The sequence below is a fragment of the Rhodococcus sp. 06-462-5 genome (genome assembly GCF_002258315.1).
Lineage (GTDB): Bacteria > Actinomycetota > Actinomycetes > Mycobacteriales > Mycobacteriaceae > Rhodococcoides.
Genome location: NZ_NOYD01000005.1, coordinates 40,064 through 55,485 on the forward strand (window position 1 = coordinate 40,064; position 15,422 = coordinate 55,485).

Sequence of the window (15,422 nt, forward strand, 5' to 3'; positions counted from 1 at the left end):
ATGATCGATCTGCTGGCCCGTCCCATCGTCGATCTGCTCGGAGCCTTCGGCAACGGGGCGCTCCCCACAGGGGGACCGGCCGACGTGCTGCGGGTGTCCTCGGCAGCGATCGAGGCGGCTCAGGGAATCGGCAGGGTCGCGGTCACCGAGCTCGCTGCGAACTGGAACGGTGAGTCCGCCGACGCGGCCATTCGCTACGCCGAGAACGCTCATTCGAGTGCAATCGCACTCGCCGACCACGCCGACGACATCGCCGCCGTCGTCGATCAGGCCTGCCGCGACACCAATCAGGGCTTCCTCGAACTGCAGGCGATCGTGCAGTCCTTCGTGGGAATCGCACTGGCGGCCGGGCCGATCATCACCACTCCGCCGGGGCAGACCATGCTGATCACGGCGGCCATCGAGCATCTCGAGCGAGCTCTCGTGGTGGTGGCCAGGGTTCGCGGCGAATTGGCCGTCCACACCGCGAACATCGTTCAATTGACCGCTCCGCCTTCGGTTCCCGCCCCCGTGGGCGGCGGACCGACACCGACTCCCGGCTCGTCCTCGAATCTCATGACCTCGCCCGCGACAGCACAGGTGATCGAGGCTGGCGAGAAGCTGGCGAAGACATTCGCGCAGTCGGTCTCCTCGCCTGCAACGGGAGCCGACGTGACGAGTAGTGGCGGTGGCGGCGCACAGAACTTCATGGGCAATTCGACGGACAGCACCGGCGGGGGCGTCCAGGTGCGCTTGCCCGACGGCAGTACCGTCACCGCACCCAACGCCGAAGCCGCGGGCGCAGTCCGCAGCGCACTCACCCAACAGGGTGTGCCCTACGCGTGGGGTGGCACCACGCCGGGCCGCGGGCTCGACTGCAGCGGATTGACCCAGTGGGCGTACGCGCAGCAGGGCGTCGAGATCCCGCGTCTGGCACAGGAACAGGACATCGGATCCGCCGTGGCACCGGGTGAGGTGATGCCCGGTGACCTCGCAGTCTGGGACGGGCACGTGGCCATGGTCATCGGAAACGGTCAGCTCGTCGAGGCAGGCGATCCCGTACAGGTGGGACCGATCAGAACGACCAACAGCGGTATGGGCTTCAAGGGCTTCTACCGTCCGACCGAATGAGGGGCCAGACAATGTCGGACTCGGACACCCCCGTCGTCAGCGCGGTATCGGGAACTCGATCGGGATCGGTGACGGTGCGTGCCACCGAACACGGACTGCCGATCGGAATCGTCATCGACGAACGCGAACTGCGATACGGCGGAGGCGCATTGGCGTCGACGATTCTCGATCACTGCGTACGGGCGAGTGCGGCCGCACGAGCCCAGCGCCGCACCCTCCTCGCCGAGGACGGCGTTCCCACCGAGGTTCTCGATCGTCTCGGTCTGCCCACCCGTGCTCGAGTCTCCGCCGAAGCGAACGCCGATCTCGCACAGGACTCCGCACCCACGAGTTGGTTGAAGCAGGTATGACCCACGCCCACACCACCGAACTCGACGCTCTGGTCGACAGCGCCCAGCACCGGCTCGATGCGCTCCGTGAAACACACGAGCGACTGGACCGCATCAGAATTCGACTCACCTCGCCGGACGATCTGGTGACCGTGGTCGCCGATGGATCCGGCGCCATGGTCGAGCTCGAACTGGCCGAGAACCTCGGCTCGGTTGCCGCCCACGCCCTCGCGTCGACCATCACCGTAGTGGCTGCCGACGCCGCACTGGCGGCGCTCGACCAGCGCGAGGCGATCCTGCAAAGTCTGCAGGGTTCGTTCACAGACTCCTGAGATAGGCTTCGCGCCATGGCTGGAGACATCATCCCGATCGAACTCGGTCTCACCGCCGGTGACTTCTCGACACTGTGGGCACCGGAGTGGCGAGAAGGCGACGACGAGTGGGAGGCATTCCTCGGACACGAAGAAGACCTGTACGGATTCTCGACCGTCGCAGAGCTCGCGGCATTCGTCCGATCCGACGACGACAACGATCTCGTCGACCATCCGTCGTGGAAGGTGGTCTCCGCACTCGCCGCACACGAACTCGAGCCCGACGATCTGCACCGCTTCGATCTGGTGGCGGTACCGGAGTTGGTGGCCTCAGACCCCGAGGCCGACGTTCTCGCCGAACTGCAGGCCACCTTCGACATCGTCTCCTCCATCGGCGATGTCTGCGAATTGCGACCCGTCACAAGCTTTTTCGGCTCCAACCCGTTCGTCGGGGCGGTCGGCGGAGGCGTCGAGAACTTCCTCGGTCGCGAGGGCGGAGAACTGTGGGACCGCATCGGAGCGGCCGTCGCCAAGCACTGGGACGACGTGCTCGACGCAGTCGACTCCATAGTCACCTCCCCCGATGTCGACTCCGCTGCCGTTGCCGTCGCCGAAGCCGAGATCACCGCAGCGGCAGAGAACGCCGTCGACGCCGATGACGTCACGGACGACATCGACTCCGATTCGGACGACGAAGACGATGACGACGACGACACCGCCGAGGTGGACCGCGATCCGATCGCCGCGGCCGCAGCCGAAGACACGTTCTGGACCACTGTCGGCATCGACCCGATTCGCATCATCACCTCGGACGACACGCTCTACACCCTGCGGTGCTACCTCGGCGACAAGCCGGTGTTCCTCGGTCGCGGCGGCGCCATCAGCGTCTTCGGTTCCGAGCGTTCGTTGGCCCGGTATCTGGCCGACGATCACGATCACGATCTGGCGCAGGTCAGCACCTACTCCGACGTTCAGACCGCCGCCATCGACGGCTCCCTCGACATCGCGATCACCGACGACAACGTGTACGTGCTGCCCGGTCTGGCCGACGACCTCGCCGACGGGCCCACCGCAGTCGACGTCGAACAATTGGATCTGGCCGTCGAATTGTTCACCGATGCAGCCGATTTCGCCGGTGACGATTCCGTCGACGAGGCGCTCGCCACGTCCACCCCACTGGGTTGGTACGTCTCGTACACCCTCGAGCCCAGTCCCGACAGGCTCGCTCCGAGCGCGCCGTTCGACGTCGAGGCCGAAGCATGGCGCGCCCTGGAGCGCGAGTTCGAGAGCCGGCTGCGCAAGAAGTAGCCGCCCGCCGGGCCCGATCGATCAGCCGATCAGAACTGCGTATCCGGGCTTGATGACGTCGTCGATCAGGGCCAGCCTCTCGTCGAACGGCAGGAACGCCGACTTCATCGCGTTGATGGTGAATCGCTCGAGATCGCTCCAGCCGTAGCCGAAGGTCTCGACGAGCTTGACCATCTCACGACTCATCGAGGTATCGCTCATCAACCGGTTGTCGGTGTTGACGGTGACTCGGAATCGCAGTCGGGCAAGCAGATCGAACGGGTGCGTCGCCAACGATTCGACGGCACCGGTCTGGACGTTGGAGCTGGGGCACAGCTCGAGGGGCATCCTGGTGTCGCGGACGTAGGCCGCCAACAGGCCGAGTTCGGGACTGCCGTCGGCACCGGTGGTGATGTCGTCGGTGATCCGAACCCCGTGACCGAGCCTGTCGGTGCCGCAGAACGCCACCGCTTCCTGGATCGACGGCAGACCGAATGCCTCCCCCGCGTGAATGGTGAAGTGCGCGTTGCTCGCTCGCATGTACTCGAACGCGTCGAGGTGGCGACTGGGAGGGAAGCCCGCTTCGGCGCCGGCGATGTCGAAGCCGACGACGCCGCGGTCACGGAACCGAACCGTCAGCTCGGCGATCTCCCGTGAGCGCGCCGCGTGCCGCATCGCCGTGAGCAACGTGCCGATCGTGATGTTCTTGCCGCGCACCTTGGCCGCGGAGATCCCGGCTTCGAAGCCGGCAAGGGTATGGGCGACAACCTCGTCGAGGGTCAGTCCGCGCTCGAGGTGCTGTTCCGGCGCGAAGCGCACCTCGGCGTACACGACGCCGTCGTCGGCCAGATCCTCGGCGCATTCGCGCGCCACTCGGAACAGCCCTTCGGGGGTCTGCATCACGGCGACGGTGTGCGCGAACGTCTCGAGATACCGCACGAGCGAGCCACTGTCCGCGGCGTCGCGGAACCACTCGCCCAACGCTGCACCGTCGGTGGCGGGAAGATCGCCGTAACCGCATTCTTCGGCCAGCTCCAACACGGTCTGCGGGCGGAGTCCGCCGTCGAGGTGATCGTGCAACAACGCCTTGGGAGCTGTCCTGATCGACGCGAGATCGAGTGGCGCACTGCCACCGATCGAGGACTGAGTGTTCTCCGCGGTGCTCATGTGACGACGGTAGCGTGCGGCCCGCGCGCACGCGCGTCCGCCGGAACCCATCGGCGAGTCCGCGGATTCCGGCGAACCCCGCCACTTCTGCGACCCATTCCGTTGCATTGTTACTCCGATGAAAACAATTCCGTCGATACACAGCGAATCAGCGACGGAAATCGTAGTGTTCATCCCACACACGCGGCCGATTCTGTCGGGTCCCCCTCCGACGTCCTCGGTCGACTCGAACCTCGGAGAGACTTATGTCCACTGTGGAACCGCCGAACACCCTTCCGGGTAAAGGACTCAACACCGGCGCTCTCGGGTTGGTCGGCAACATCGTCATCGGACTGTCGGCAGTGGCCCCGGCCTACAGTCTGGCCGCCACCCTCGGCTACGTCGTGTTGGCCGTCGGCGACAAAGCGCCGTCGATGTTTCTCATCGCGTTCGTCCCGATGCTGCTCACGGCCTTCGCCTACCGGGAATTGGGACGCGACACCCCGGACTGCGGAACGTCGTTCACGTGGGGCACCAAAGCCTTCGGACCCTGGGTCGGCTGGATGGCGGGATGGGGGCTGGCAGTCTCGGCGATCATCGTGCTGGCCAACGTCGCCGAGATCGCCGCCATCTACCTGTTCGAGTTCCTGGGGCTGTCGGGGTTGGCGGAATCCACCGCTGCCAAGGTCGCCCTCGGCTCGTTCTTCATCGCCTCGATGACCTACGTCAGTTTTCGCGGCATCCTCATCAGCGAACGCATGCAGAACGTGCTGCTCGTCGTGCAGTTCGGGGTGCTCATCGGAGTGTCGGTGACGGCACTGGTCAAGGTGGGGGCGGGCACCGCAGGGCCGCAGGCCATCACACCCCAGTGGAGTTGGTTGGTGCCGACCGGAGTGACGATGTCCGACGCGGCCCAGGCCATCATCCTGTGCATCTTCATCTACTGGGGATGGGATGCCTGCCTGGCCGTCGGCGAGGAAACGAAGGACTCGGAGAAGACGCCGGGACGCGCCGCGGTGATCACGACGCTGATCCTCGTCGCGACATACGTTCTCGTCGGATACGCGGTGCAGTCGTTCGCCGGGTTCGGCGATACCGGCATCGGCCTGAACAACCCGGACAACGTCGACGACGTGCTCACCATCCTCGGCGGTCCGGTTGCCGGCTCGATCGTGGCGTCGCTGCTGCTGTTGACGGTCTCGATCTCGGCTCTGTCCTCGACCCAGACGACCATCCTGCCCACCGCCCGCGGAACCCTGTCGATGGCCGTCTACGAGGCCCTCCCCAAGCGGTTCGCGAGCGTCCATCCCAAGTACATGACGCCCGGCTTCGGCACCCTCGTGATGGGAGTCGCGGCCCTGCTGTTCTACCTGGTGCTCACCTTCGTCAGCGCCAACGCACTCCAGGATTCGGTGGCGTCGCTCGGCCTCGCGGTCGCCTTCTACTACGGCATCACCGCGTACGCGTGCGTCTGGTATTTCCGTCGGACCTTGTTCTCGTCCGCCCGAAACCTGTTCATGCGCGGCATCTTTCCGCTTCTCGGTGGGCTGTCCATGACGTGGGCGTTCGTCCAGAGCGCGGTCGACATGATCAAGCCCGACTACGGTTACACCGTCTACGGTCCGATCGGCGGAGTGTTCGTTCTCGGTGTCGGCATGCTGGTACTCGGCATTCCGCTCATGCTGCTGTGCTTCGTGGGGAACAAGGACTTCTTCCAGGGCAAGACACTCACCGCGTCGACCGACGTCAAGGTTCCCGACACTTACTAGAAGAGAAGGACACCGCGCTCATGAAGATCACCGTCGGCTACCTCGCCACACCCAGCGGCGACGACGGCGTAGCCCTGGCCACCGCCCTCGCCCGCGCCCTCGACGCGTCCATCGACATCGTGCTGGTCATGGCCGTCGACGAACCTGTGATGGAAGGCAGCGGACCGTACCGAAAAGTTCTCGAGGCCAAGGCGCGGGGCTGGGTGGACGACGCGGCCGCCCAGGTGCCGTCGGGCATCGAGGTGACCACGCACGTGCTCTCCCACGAGTCGTTCGCCCGCGCCCTGATCGACTTCGCGGTGAACACCGATGCCGACATGATCGTCGTCGGCGGTGCCGGTGACGGCCTGCTGAACCGGCACTCGATCGGGTCGGTCGCCAGTCAACTGCTGCACGCGTCGGAGGTGCCGCTGGCACTTGCCCCTCGGGGCTACCGGCTCTCGAACGCACCGATCACCGACCTGACCGTCGCCGTCCCCACTCGAGCCTCCGCTCCGAATCCGCTGCCCTTCGCCATCACTCTTGCCAGCGCGGCGCACGTGCCGGTGCGATTGGTGTCGCTGGTCTCGCTCGAGCCGACCGGGGCCCCGAGCGACGAGACGTCACTGGACACCCGTCGACGACAGGTCGCCGCCGCGCAGGACAATCTCGACCACGCTGTGCGCACCCTCCCCGATATCGAGGGCCTGCAGTCTGTCGTCGCCGACGGGTCGACACTGGACGAGGCGATGGGCAACCTCGACTGGAAGCCGGGCGATGTGCTGTTCCTGGGCTCGAGTCGATTGGCGACTCCCAAGCGGGTGTTCCTCGGTTCCAGCGCAGCCAAGATTCTGCGGGCTGCGCCGGTGCCGGTGGTCGTCGTTCCCCACGAGTAAGTGCCACAGGCAGTGGTGCGGTTGAGTGCCATGGGTGGCACTCAACCGCACCACTGCCTTGGCATCTCAGCTGTCGAAGCCGAGCCCGAGGGCATCCATTCCCTTCAGCCACAGTCCCCGTCGTCCCTCGTTGCGGTCTGCGCGGGCGAATTGGGCACGCGTGATGTTGATGCCGATGGATCTGATGGGCTCGGGTGGGAACGGCAGCGGCTTGGTGCGCACCATCTTCAGGCGTGTTCGCTCGGTGTCCTTGCCGTCCAACAGATCGAGGGCGGTGCGGGCCCCGAAGTGCGACGCGCCGACGCCGAGGCCGGTGAACCCGGCCACCGAGGCCACCCGTCCGTTCATGCCGAGATCCCAGAATGCGCTGAACCGCGAGCACGTGTCGATCGATCCGCCCCAGGCGTGGGTGGCTCGGATTCCCTCGAGACTCGGGAACATCTGCAGCAGGTGTTCGGCGAGCAATGCGAACTCTTCGGGATGTTGGGTTCGGCGTGGGTCGGTGTCACTACCGTAGAAGTAGTGCGCATCCCACCCGCCGAACAGGATGCGATCGTCCGCCGTCAACCGGAAGTAGTGGAATCTGTTGCCGGAGTCGGCCAACCCTTCGCGGCCGGACCAGCCGATGTCGGCGAGCTGTGACGGATTCAGCGGCTCGGTCATGATCACGTAGTCCCATACCGGGACGATCCAGTGACGGAGCTTGCGACGCAACGATTTCGATGCCGAGGTGGCCAGCAGAACCTTGGCTGCCTCGATGGTGCCGTAGCCCGTCTTCACTCGAATACCGTTGCCGGACTTGTCGATCGACAGTGCCCTGGTGTTCTCGTGAATGCGAACGCCGAGCGACTCGGCCGCGTCGGCCAGGCCCCACGCCAGTTTGGCGGGGTCGATCATCGCGACGTCGGGGTCGAAGAGTGCACCGCGCGCCATCGGTGAGGTGACTCTCGACGCCGCCGCAGCGGCGTCGAGGTACTCCATCGACTGCGACAACCGTGCCGCCTCGTCGCCGAGCTCACGTAGATCGTCGACCTGCCAGTCGAAGTTGGCGATGTCCAGCTCGCCGGTGCGCTCGATGTCGGCGTCGATTCCGTACTTCTCCGCCGTCGCGCAGATCGCGTCGAGCGTCTCTGTTCCCATGCGCAGCAGCTCGGGCAGTTCGTCCGCGTAGCGGTCCAGTCCGTTGCTCAGTCCGTGCGTCAGGCTGGCCGCGCAGAAGCCACCGTTGCGTCCGGTTGCGCCCTCGGCGATGCGGTCGCCTTCGAGCACCACGATCGATCGGTTCGGGTTCTCCTCGGCCGCGTGCAGAGCCGCCCACAATCCGGTGAACCCGCCGCCGACGATCACCAGATCCGCTGTCGCAGAGCCGGTGTGCCGACTGCGCGGAGCCGGGCGTTCGGGACGATCGAGCCAGTACGACTCCGGTGCCGCGCCCGCCACCATCGCCACGCCGCGTTCGGTGGGTGCGGTTGCCCATGATGTGCTCATCGGGCATCCACCTGCGCTTCGGGATCGGCCGCAGCGAACACCGTTCGGTGCCAAGCCTTTCGGGCCACACCCGTGATGTCGGTCATGACATGCTTGACGGTGAGATACTCGTCGAGCGAGTAGCTGGACATGTCCTTACCGAACCCCGAGGCCCCGAACCCGCCGTGCGGCATCTCGCTGATGATCGGGATGTGGTCGTTGATCCACACGCAGCCGGCGGCAATCTCCCGCGTCGCTCGGCCTGCGCGGTACACGTCCCTGGTCCAGGCGGAGGCGGCGAGTCCGAACTCGGTGTCGTTGGCGCGCCGGATCGCATCGTCGTCCCCGTGATGCTTCGACACAGTGAGCACCGGACCGAACACCTCGTCGCGATAGATCTCGTCCTGCTCACCGACATCGGCGATCAGGGTCGGCGGATAGAACGCACCCCGGCCCTGCGGGACACGGCCTCCGGTCACCACCCTGGCCCCCGCGTCGCGGGCTCGATCCACCATCGCCGCCACACGATCGCGGTGCGTGACGGAGATCAACGATCCCATGTCGGTCGCCGGATCCGTCGGGTCTCCCACGACGACGCGTCCCATCAACTCGGCCACTCCGGCGACGAAGTCGTCGTACAGGGATTCGGCGACGATGGCGCGGGTGGCAGCCGTGCAGTCCTGACCGCCGTTGATCAACGATCCCGCGACGGCTCCGTGGATGGCTGCGTCGAGATCGGCGTCCTCGAACACCACCAGCGGTGCCTTGCCGCCGAGCTCGAGCTGCACGCGCGTGCCGTGCGCAGCGGCCTGCGCCATCACGCGCCTGCCGACGGGAGTGGAGCCGGTGAACGTCATCAGATCCAGATTCGCGTGGGAGGACAGCGCGACTCCTGCATCGAGACCTGTTCCGGTGACCACGTTGAACACCCCGTCGGGAACGCCCGCTTCGGTGGCCAAGCGTGCCAGCCGCAACGTGGTCAGCGGGGTGAGTTCACTGGGCTTGAGCACGATGGAGCACCCGGCCGCCAACGCCGGCATGGCTTTCCACACCGCCATCTGCAGCGGATAGTTCCAGGGAGTGATCGACCCGACCACTCCGACGGCGTCACGACGGATGGCGGAGGTGTGTTCCCCCGAGTACTCCGCAGCGGCCTTGCCGTCGAGGTGCCGCGCTGCTCCGGCGAAGAACTCGATGTTGTCGATGCTGCCCGGAACGTCGAATTCGGTTGCCAACCTTGTCGATTTGCCGGTCTGCACCACTTCCTCGAACACGAAGTTCTCCGCATCGGCCGCAACGAGACGCGCCAGTTCCATCAACACGGCACTGCGGTGCGCGGGGGTGGCGGTGGACCATGCCGGAAAGGCCGATCGGGCATGCACGAGAGCCGAATCGACGTCGGCGGCGGAGGCCAGCCCTACGTCGGCGACGACAGCTCCGGTCGCGGGATCGTCGACCGCATACCGATCGCCGCTTCCGTCCACCGCGCGTCCACCGATCCAACAACCTGGAATGTTCGCCATGCCTGCGACAGTACCGTCGGATCCACTGATTCTCTCTGTTTCCAGCCTTTCGACAACGGATTCTGTCGTCTGAATCGACATTCGACACGCTTTTCATCGTCGACGGGTTGTGTTCACGGCCACGACAGTGACAAGATCGATCCATGCCCGAGCAACCGCCCATCGCACTCGACGACGTCTCCAAGGCGATCATCGAGCAACTCCAGGAGGACGGGCGTCGCTCGTACGCCGCCATCGGCAAAGCCGTCGGACTCTCGGAAGCGGCTGTCCGTCAACGAGTTCAGCGCCTGACGGACTCCGGCGTCATGCAGATCGTCGCGGTGACCGATCCGGTACAGGTCGGATTCAAGCGGCAGGCCATGATCGGCATCAGGTGCACCGGCGACAGTTATGCATTGTCCGAGGAACTGTCGGCGATCGATGCGATCGATTACGTCGTCCTCACCGCAGGGTCGTTCGACATCGTCGTGGAAGTGGTGTGCGAGGACGACGAACAACTCCTGCAGATCCTGAACAAACAGATCCGCAGTCTGGACGGTGTCACCAGCACCGAAACGCTGGTCTATCTCAAACTCGTGAAGCAGCAATACAATTGGGGAACACGATGACGCGAACGACATCCGAGCTCGACGCTTCCGCAGCCAAGCATCTGTGGGGCCACTTCACCCGCCACGGCGCAGGGGTCACTCCCCCGATCATCACGCGCGGTGAGGGTTCGACCATCTGGGACTCGAACGGCAAGAGCTACATCGACGGTCTTTCGGGGCTGTTCGTGGTGCAGGTGGGCCACGGTCGCGAGGAACTGGCCGAGGCTGCCGCCAAGCAGGCCAAGGAGTTGGCGTTCTTCCCCCTGTGGTCGTACGTCACCGAACCCGCGATCGAGCTCGCCGAGCGGCTGGCCGGATACGCCCCTGGCGATCTCAATCGCGTCTTCTTCACCACCGGCGGTGGTGAAGCGGTCGAGAGCGCATGGAAGCTCGCCAAGCAGTACTTCAAGAAGGTCGGCAAGCCCGGCAAGCACAAGGTGATCTCGCGAGCGATCGCGTACCACGGCACCCCGCAGGGCGCGCTGGCCATCACCGGAATCCCCGCACTCAAGGAGCCCTTCGAGCCGCTGACACCGGGCGCGTTCCGAGTGCCGAACACCAACATCTACCGCGCCCCTGCCCCCATGGACAGCGATCCGAAGGCCTTCGGAATCTGGGCCGCGGACCGGATCGCCGAGGCCATCGAATTCGAGGGCCCCGACACGGTCGCCGCGGTGTTTCTCGAGCCGGTTCAGAACGCCGGCGGCTGCTTCCCGCCCCCGCCCGGATACTTCGAGCGGGTCCGCGAGATCTGCGATCGCTACGACGTTCTGCTCGTCTCCGACGAAGTCATCTGCGCTTTCGGCAGGATCGGTTCGATGTTCGCCTGCAGCGACTTCGGCTACGTACCGGACATCATCACCTGCGCGAAGGGAATGACCTCGGGCTACTCACCCATCGGCGCAATGATCGCCTCCGACAAGCTGTTCGAGCCGTTCGACGACGGCACGTCGAGCTTCGCGCACGGATACACCTTCGGTGGCCACCCTGTCTCCGCCGCCGTGGCCATGGCCAATCTCGACATCTTCGAGCGCGAGGGCATCAACGCGCACGTCGCAGACAACGCACCGGCGTTCCGTGCGACGCTCGAGAAACTGCACGACCTGCCGATCGTCGGAGACGTGCGCGGCGAGGGATTCTTCTACGGCATCGAGTTGGTCAAGGACAAGACCACGAAGGAGACCTTCAGCGACGCCGAAGCCGAACGCATCCTTCGCGGCTTCCTGTCCACTGCCCTGTTCGATGCCGGCCTGTACTGCCGCGCCGACGATCGCGGCGATCCGGTGGTGCAGCTGGCTCCGCCACTGATCTGTGGTCAGAAGGAGTTCGACGAGATGGAGCAGATCCTGCGCAGCGTCTTGACCGAGGCGGGGAACCTGATCTGACCGACGCCGCTACCGACCGATGCGGTCGATCACGAGGGGCCGCGGCTGCGAGGCCGTGGCCCCTATCCCCCAGCTGGATTCGAGTGCCTGCTGCGCGTACTCGAAGCGCTCGGGAGTGTCGGTGTACAGCGTCGCCAGCCGATCTCCTGCGCGCACCCGATCGCCGGGCTTGGCGTGCAGTCGCACACCGGCTGCGGCCTGCACCGGCTCACCCTGTCGCTCACGGCCCGCGCCCAGCCGCCACGCCGCCAGTCCGACACCCATTGCGTCCAACTCGGTGACGACGCCGTCGGTGGCGGCGATGAAGTCCTGGCTCTCGCGGGCGACGGGTAACGCGGCATCGGGATCGCCGCCCTGCGCGGCGATCATCGTTCGCCACCGATCCATCGCCGAACCGTCGGCGAGTTTGTCGGCGGGGTCGATGCCTTCGATCCCGGCGGCAGCGAGCATCGTGCGCGCCAGCGTGATCGTCAGCTCGACGATGTCGGCAGGCCCACCTCCGGCGAGTACCTCGACCGACTCCCGAACCTCGAGCGCGTTGCCCGCGGTGAGCCCGAGCGGGGTGTCCATCGCGGTCAGCACCGCCAGAGTCCGTACGCCCGCATCGGTTCCGAGTTCGACCATCGCGGTCGCGAGTTCGCGGGCGTCGTCGACGTTCTTCATGAACGCACCGGCACCGACCTTGACGTCCAAGACGAGCGCTCCGGTGCCCTCGGCGATCTTCTTGCTCATGATCGAGCTGGCGATCAGCGGGATCGATTCGACCGTTCCTGTCACGTCGCGCAAGGCGTAGAGCTTCTTGTCGGCAGGGGCCAGATCGGCTCCGGCAGCGCACACGACGGCACCGATCGCCGGATCGGCCAGGATGCGATGCATCTCCTCACCGCTCAGATCGGCCCGCCACCCGGGGATCGACTCGAGCTTGTCGAGCGTTCCGCCGGTGTGGCCGAGTCCTCGACCCGACAGCTGCGGCACAGCGGCCCCGCAGGCGGCGACGAGCGGAGCCAGCGGTAGCGTGATCTTGTCTCCCACACCACCGGTCGAATGCTTGTCGACGGTGGGCAGCGGCAGCGCCGAGAAGTCCATTCGGGTGCCCGACGCGATCATCGCGTTCGTCCACGTACCGAGCTCGCGACGCGACAATCCGCGCCACAGAACGGCCATCGCCAGAGCCGACATCTGTTCCGGCGCGACGGATCCGCGGGTGAACTCCGCGATCACCCATTCGATCTGTTCGTCGTCGAGAACGCGCCCGTCGCGCTTGGCGCTGATGATGGATACGGCGTCAGGCATGGTTGTTCACGCGTCCTTCGTCGAGGTTGTCGGGGCCGAAAGCATCAGGAAGCAACTCTGCCAGTCGAGCCGGTCCCGAGACGGTGTCGACGAGCAGATCCGGGCCGCCGAACTCGTACAGCAGCTGTCGGCATCGCCCGCACGGCATCAGAATTTCACGCCTGGAATCGCAGCAGGAAAAGGCCACGAGTCTGCCGCCGCCGGTCGAGTGCAAGTTCGACACCAACCCGCACTCCGCGCAGAGCCCCAAACCGTATGAGACATTTTCCACATTGCACCCGGTGACTATCCGATTGTCGTCCACCAGAGCCGCGGCGCCGACCGGAAAGTTCGAGTATGGGGCGTAGGCACGGCCCATTGCCTCATGAGCATTGTCGCGCAACGTCTTCCAGTCGATTTCGTTCATGGTGCACCATCCAATCACGGTGTCTGAATTGATGCAGAGATCCGGCCGAAAGTGCCTGCAGCAATTGGGAAGGCAAACCTAACACCGGATTTCGGCAACGTACGAACCTCGAGTCGAATTAGTTCCGTGTTTCGAATGGGTTTACAGTTTCTTGTAAGCGGCTAGTACAACCAGCACTAGGGCCGAATCGCGACAAATCGAGCCACGACAAGACCGGCCACCGGGCTCGATGCGTCCACCAACGACGTTGGAGGCATTGCACTCGATGAGTAGCACGACAGAAGTCGCTCCGGTCAAGGAGCGCAAGCGGTCGCTGTACCGCGGGGATCCGGGCATGTGGTCCTGGGTCCTTCACCGAATCACAGGCGTCCTGGTCTTCTTCTTCCTGTTCGTCCACGTTCTCGACACGGCGATGGTTCGGGTCAACCCCGAGACGTACGACGCCATCATCGAGACGTACAAGACCCCGCTCGTCGGTCTGATGGAGATCGGCCTCGTCGCCGCGGTGCTGTACCACGCGTTGAACGGCATCCGCGTGATGCTGATCGACTTCTGGTCCAAGGGACCGCAGTACCAGAAGCCGATGCTGTGGGTCATCGCAGTCGTCTGGCTCGTCGTCATGATCCCCGGCGCGGGACGAATCTTCTACAACATGTTCACGGCGGGTGGTCACTGATGTCGACGCAGGGTCCCGAGGCGAAGGTCCTCGGCACGAACTACGACCGTCCGGCCAGCTTGGCCAACCCGCGTTCGCCGCGGCGCCAGAGCAAGGGCAACTTCGAGCTCTACGCATGGCTGTTCATGCGCTTCTCCGGCCTGGCACTCGTCGTGCTCGTCCTGGGCCACATGTTCATCATGCTGATGCTCGACGACGGTGTGCACCGCATCAACTTCGCATTCGTCGCCGGTCGTTGGGCCAGCCCGTTCTGGCAGTTCTGGGACCTGACGATGCTGTGGCTGGCGCAGCTGCACGGCGGCAACGGCCTGCGCACGATCATCGCGGACTACTCCCGCAAGGACTCGACGCGTTTCTGGCTGACCACGCTGCTCGTGCTGTCGATGATCCTCATCATGGGCGTCGGCACCTACGTCATCTTCACGTTCGATCCCAACATCACGGCGAGCTAAGGACACTGACGCTTACATGCAGGAACATCGTTACGACGTACTGATCGTCGGCGCAGGCGGTGCCGGTATGCGTGCTGCGATCGAGGCCGGACCCCGTGCTCGCACAGCCGTACTGACCAAGCTCTACCCCACGCGCTCGCACACCGGCGCAGCTCAGGGCGGCATGTGCGCCGCCCTGGCCAACGTCGAGGAAGACAACTGGGAGTGGCACACGTTCGACACCGTCAAGGGCGGCGACTACCTCGCCGACCAGGACGCGGTGGAGATCATGGCCAAGGAAGCCATCGATGCTGTTCTCGATCTGGAGAAGATGGGTCTTCCGTTCAACCGGACACCCGAGGGCAAGATCGATCAGCGACGCTTCGGTGGTCACACCCGTGATCACGGCAAGGCTCCGGTGCGTCGTGCGTGCTACGCAGCCGACCGCACCGGCCACATGATCCTGCAGACGCTCTACCAGAACTGCGTCAAGCACGACGTCGAGTTCTACAACGAGTTCTACGCACTGGATCTGTGTCTGACCGAGACCGACGACGGTCCGGTCGCGACCGGCATCATCGCCTACGAGCTCTCCACCGGTGAGCTGCACATCTTCCACGCGAAGTCGATCATCTTCGCCACGGGTGGCTCGGGCCGGATCTACAAGACCACCTCCAACGCCCACACCCTCACCGGTGACGGCATGAGCATCGTGTTCCGCAAGGGTCTTCCCTTGGAGGACATGGAGTTCCACCAGTTCCACCCGACAGGTCTCGCAGGATGCCGCCCTCGCCGCGCACGGCCTCGGAGATGAGGATGCCCAGGCC

General features: G+C 65.1%; 15 protein-coding genes and 1 pseudogene. 11 read left to right on the forward strand and 5 right to left on the reverse strand.

The annotated features are described in order from the left end of the window. The 4 genes from CH251_RS02570 to CH251_RS02580 are packed head-to-tail and all read left to right on the forward strand — an operon-like array spanning nucleotide 1 to nucleotide 3,058. The gene (locus tag CH251_RS02570) at nucleotides 1–1,110 is read left to right on the forward strand and encodes a C40 family peptidase (RefSeq protein WP_094611920.1); all 1,110 of its coding nucleotides are present in this window, start codon (nucleotides 1–3) and stop codon (nucleotides 1,108–1,110) included. Further along, nucleotides 1,107–1,460: a hypothetical protein gene (locus CH251_RS02575; RefSeq protein ID WP_256978767.1), complete on the forward strand. Its 354-nt coding sequence runs from the start codon at nucleotides 1,107–1,109 to the stop codon at nucleotides 1,458–1,460. The genes CH251_RS02570 and CH251_RS02575 overlap by 4 nt, the downstream gene beginning before the upstream one ends. After that, entirely contained in the window at nucleotides 1,457–1,771 is a 315-nt protein-coding gene (locus CH251_RS27350; RefSeq protein ID WP_179273567.1) for a YbaB/EbfC family nucleoid-associated protein, read from the forward strand. Before CH251_RS02575 ends, CH251_RS27350 begins: the two co-directional genes overlap by 4 nt. Before the next feature lie 15 nt (nucleotides 1,772–1,786). After that, nucleotides 1,787–3,058 (forward strand): primosomal protein, encoded by a 1,272-nt coding sequence (locus CH251_RS02580; protein WP_179273568.1) that lies wholly within the window; start codon nucleotides 1,787–1,789, stop codon nucleotides 3,056–3,058. A 21-nt stretch (nucleotides 3,059–3,079) separates the two neighbouring features. Here the strand turns inward: CH251_RS02580 and CH251_RS02585 are convergent, their stop codons facing one another. Beyond that, nucleotides 3,080–4,204, reverse strand: a complete 1,125-nt coding sequence (locus CH251_RS02585; RefSeq protein WP_094611921.1) for an adenosine deaminase — start codon at nucleotides 4,202–4,204, stop codon at nucleotides 3,080–3,082. A 245-nt stretch (nucleotides 4,205–4,449) separates the two neighbouring features. Between CH251_RS02585 and CH251_RS02590 the strand changes: the two genes are divergently transcribed. Together CH251_RS02590 and CH251_RS02595 are read left to right on the forward strand one after the other, a co-directional pair. Further along, nucleotides 4,450–5,952, forward strand: a complete 1,503-nt coding sequence (locus CH251_RS02590) for an APC family permease (RefSeq protein ID WP_094611721.1) — start codon at nucleotides 4,450–4,452, stop codon at nucleotides 5,950–5,952. Between the two features lie 20 nt (nucleotides 5,953–5,972). After that, nucleotides 5,973–6,827, forward strand: coding sequence for a universal stress protein (locus CH251_RS02595; protein WP_094611722.1), 855 nt, complete (start codon nucleotides 5,973–5,975; stop codon nucleotides 6,825–6,827). Between the two features lie 66 nt (nucleotides 6,828–6,893). On the opposite strand, the gene CH251_RS02600 is transcribed toward CH251_RS02595, so the two are convergent. Both CH251_RS02600 and CH251_RS02605 read right to left on the reverse strand, forming a co-directional pair. Then, nucleotides 6,894–8,315: an FAD-binding oxidoreductase gene (locus CH251_RS02600; protein WP_094611723.1), complete on the reverse strand. Its 1,422-nt coding sequence runs from the start codon at nucleotides 8,313–8,315 to the stop codon at nucleotides 6,894–6,896. Continuing rightward, nucleotides 8,312–9,817 carry a gamma-aminobutyraldehyde dehydrogenase gene (locus tag CH251_RS02605; RefSeq protein ID WP_094611922.1) on the reverse strand — a complete coding sequence of 502 codons (1,506 nt, stop codon included), beginning with the start codon at nucleotides 9,815–9,817 and terminating at the stop codon, nucleotides 8,312–8,314. The genes CH251_RS02600 and CH251_RS02605 overlap by 4 nt, the downstream gene beginning before the upstream one ends. 143 nt (nucleotides 9,818–9,960) lie before the next feature. Here CH251_RS02605 and CH251_RS02610 point away from each other — a divergent pair, with 143 nt between their 5' ends. Beyond that, nucleotides 9,961–10,425, forward strand: a complete 465-nt coding sequence (locus CH251_RS02610) for an Lrp/AsnC family transcriptional regulator (protein WP_094611724.1) — start codon at nucleotides 9,961–9,963, stop codon at nucleotides 10,423–10,425. Then, complete coding sequence (locus CH251_RS02615) at nucleotides 10,422–11,789, forward strand: aspartate aminotransferase family protein (protein WP_094611725.1); 1,368 nt, start codon at nucleotides 10,422–10,424, stop codon at nucleotides 11,787–11,789. Before CH251_RS02610 ends, CH251_RS02615 begins: the two co-directional genes overlap by 4 nt. A 9-nt stretch (nucleotides 11,790–11,798) precedes the next feature. Here CH251_RS02615 and CH251_RS02620 read toward each other — a convergent pair whose 3' ends face one another. Together CH251_RS02620 and CH251_RS02625 are read right to left on the reverse strand one after the other, a co-directional pair. Further along, on the reverse strand, nucleotides 11,799–13,082 hold the full coding sequence (locus CH251_RS02620; RefSeq protein ID WP_094611726.1) for a thymidine phosphorylase: 1,284 nt from the start codon (nucleotides 13,080–13,082) through the stop codon (nucleotides 11,799–11,801). Beyond that, nucleotides 13,075–13,488 (reverse strand): cytidine deaminase, encoded by a 414-nt coding sequence (locus CH251_RS02625; RefSeq protein ID WP_094611923.1) that lies wholly within the window; start codon nucleotides 13,486–13,488, stop codon nucleotides 13,075–13,077. Before CH251_RS02625 ends, CH251_RS02620 begins: the two co-directional genes overlap by 8 nt. A 265-nt stretch (nucleotides 13,489–13,753) precedes the next feature. On the opposite strand from CH251_RS02625, the gene sdhC reads away from it, so the two are divergent. From sdhC to CH251_RS02640, 3 genes and pseudogenes are all read left to right on the forward strand, one after another. Next, nucleotides 13,754–14,164, forward strand: coding sequence for a succinate dehydrogenase, cytochrome b556 subunit (gene sdhC, locus CH251_RS02630; RefSeq protein WP_094611727.1), 411 nt, complete (start codon nucleotides 13,754–13,756; stop codon nucleotides 14,162–14,164). After that, nucleotides 14,164–14,616 (forward strand): succinate dehydrogenase hydrophobic membrane anchor subunit, encoded by a 453-nt coding sequence (locus CH251_RS02635; protein WP_032397462.1) that lies wholly within the window; start codon nucleotides 14,164–14,166, stop codon nucleotides 14,614–14,616. The genes sdhC and CH251_RS02635 overlap by 1 nt, the downstream gene beginning before the upstream one ends. A gap of 16 nt (nucleotides 14,617–14,632) precedes the next feature. Further along, a pseudogene (locus CH251_RS02640) lies at nucleotides 14,633–15,364 on the forward strand (FAD-binding protein); the annotation flags it as partial. Nucleotides 15,365–15,422: the final 58 nt, after the last annotated feature.

Bases quoted from the DNA above. Each gene is read 5' to 3' on its own strand.
- sdhC (WP_094611727.1), top strand. From the start codon at position 13,754: ATGAGTAGCACGACAGAAGTCGCTCCGGTCAAGGAGCGCAAGCGGTCG.
- CH251_RS02620 (WP_094611726.1), bottom strand. From the start codon at position 13,082: ATGCCTGACGCCGTATCCATCATCAGCGCCAAGCGCGACGGGCGCGTT.
- CH251_RS02635 (WP_032397462.1), top strand. From the start codon at position 14,164: ATGTCGACGCAGGGTCCCGAGGCGAAGGTCCTCGGCACGAACTACGAC.
- CH251_RS02575 (WP_256978767.1), top strand. From the start codon at position 1,107: ATGAGGGGCCAGACAATGTCGGACTCGGACACCCCCGTCGTCAGCGCG.
- CH251_RS02595 (WP_094611722.1), top strand. From the start codon at position 5,973: ATGAAGATCACCGTCGGCTACCTCGCCACACCCAGCGGCGACGACGGC.
- CH251_RS02585 (WP_094611921.1), bottom strand. From the start codon at position 4,204: ATGAGCACCGCGGAGAACACTCAGTCCTCGATCGGTGGCAGTGCGCCA.
- CH251_RS02590 (WP_094611721.1), top strand. From the start codon at position 4,450: ATGTCCACTGTGGAACCGCCGAACACCCTTCCGGGTAAAGGACTCAAC.
- CH251_RS02610 (WP_094611724.1), top strand. From the start codon at position 9,961: ATGCCCGAGCAACCGCCCATCGCACTCGACGACGTCTCCAAGGCGATC.
- CH251_RS02580 (WP_179273568.1), top strand. From the start codon at position 1,787: ATGGCTGGAGACATCATCCCGATCGAACTCGGTCTCACCGCCGGTGAC.
- CH251_RS27350 (WP_179273567.1), top strand. From the start codon at position 1,457: ATGACCCACGCCCACACCACCGAACTCGACGCTCTGGTCGACAGCGCC.
- CH251_RS02600 (WP_094611723.1), bottom strand. From the start codon at position 8,315: ATGAGCACATCATGGGCAACCGCACCCACCGAACGCGGCGTGGCGATG.
- CH251_RS02615 (WP_094611725.1), top strand. From the start codon at position 10,422: ATGACGCGAACGACATCCGAGCTCGACGCTTCCGCAGCCAAGCATCTG.
- CH251_RS02625 (WP_094611923.1), bottom strand. From the start codon at position 13,488: ATGAACGAAATCGACTGGAAGACGTTGCGCGACAATGCTCATGAGGCA.
- CH251_RS02605 (WP_094611922.1), bottom strand. From the start codon at position 9,817: ATGGCGAACATTCCAGGTTGTTGGATCGGTGGACGCGCGGTGGACGGA.
- CH251_RS02570 (WP_094611920.1), top strand. From the start codon at position 1: ATGATCGATCTGCTGGCCCGTCCCATCGTCGATCTGCTCGGAGCCTTC.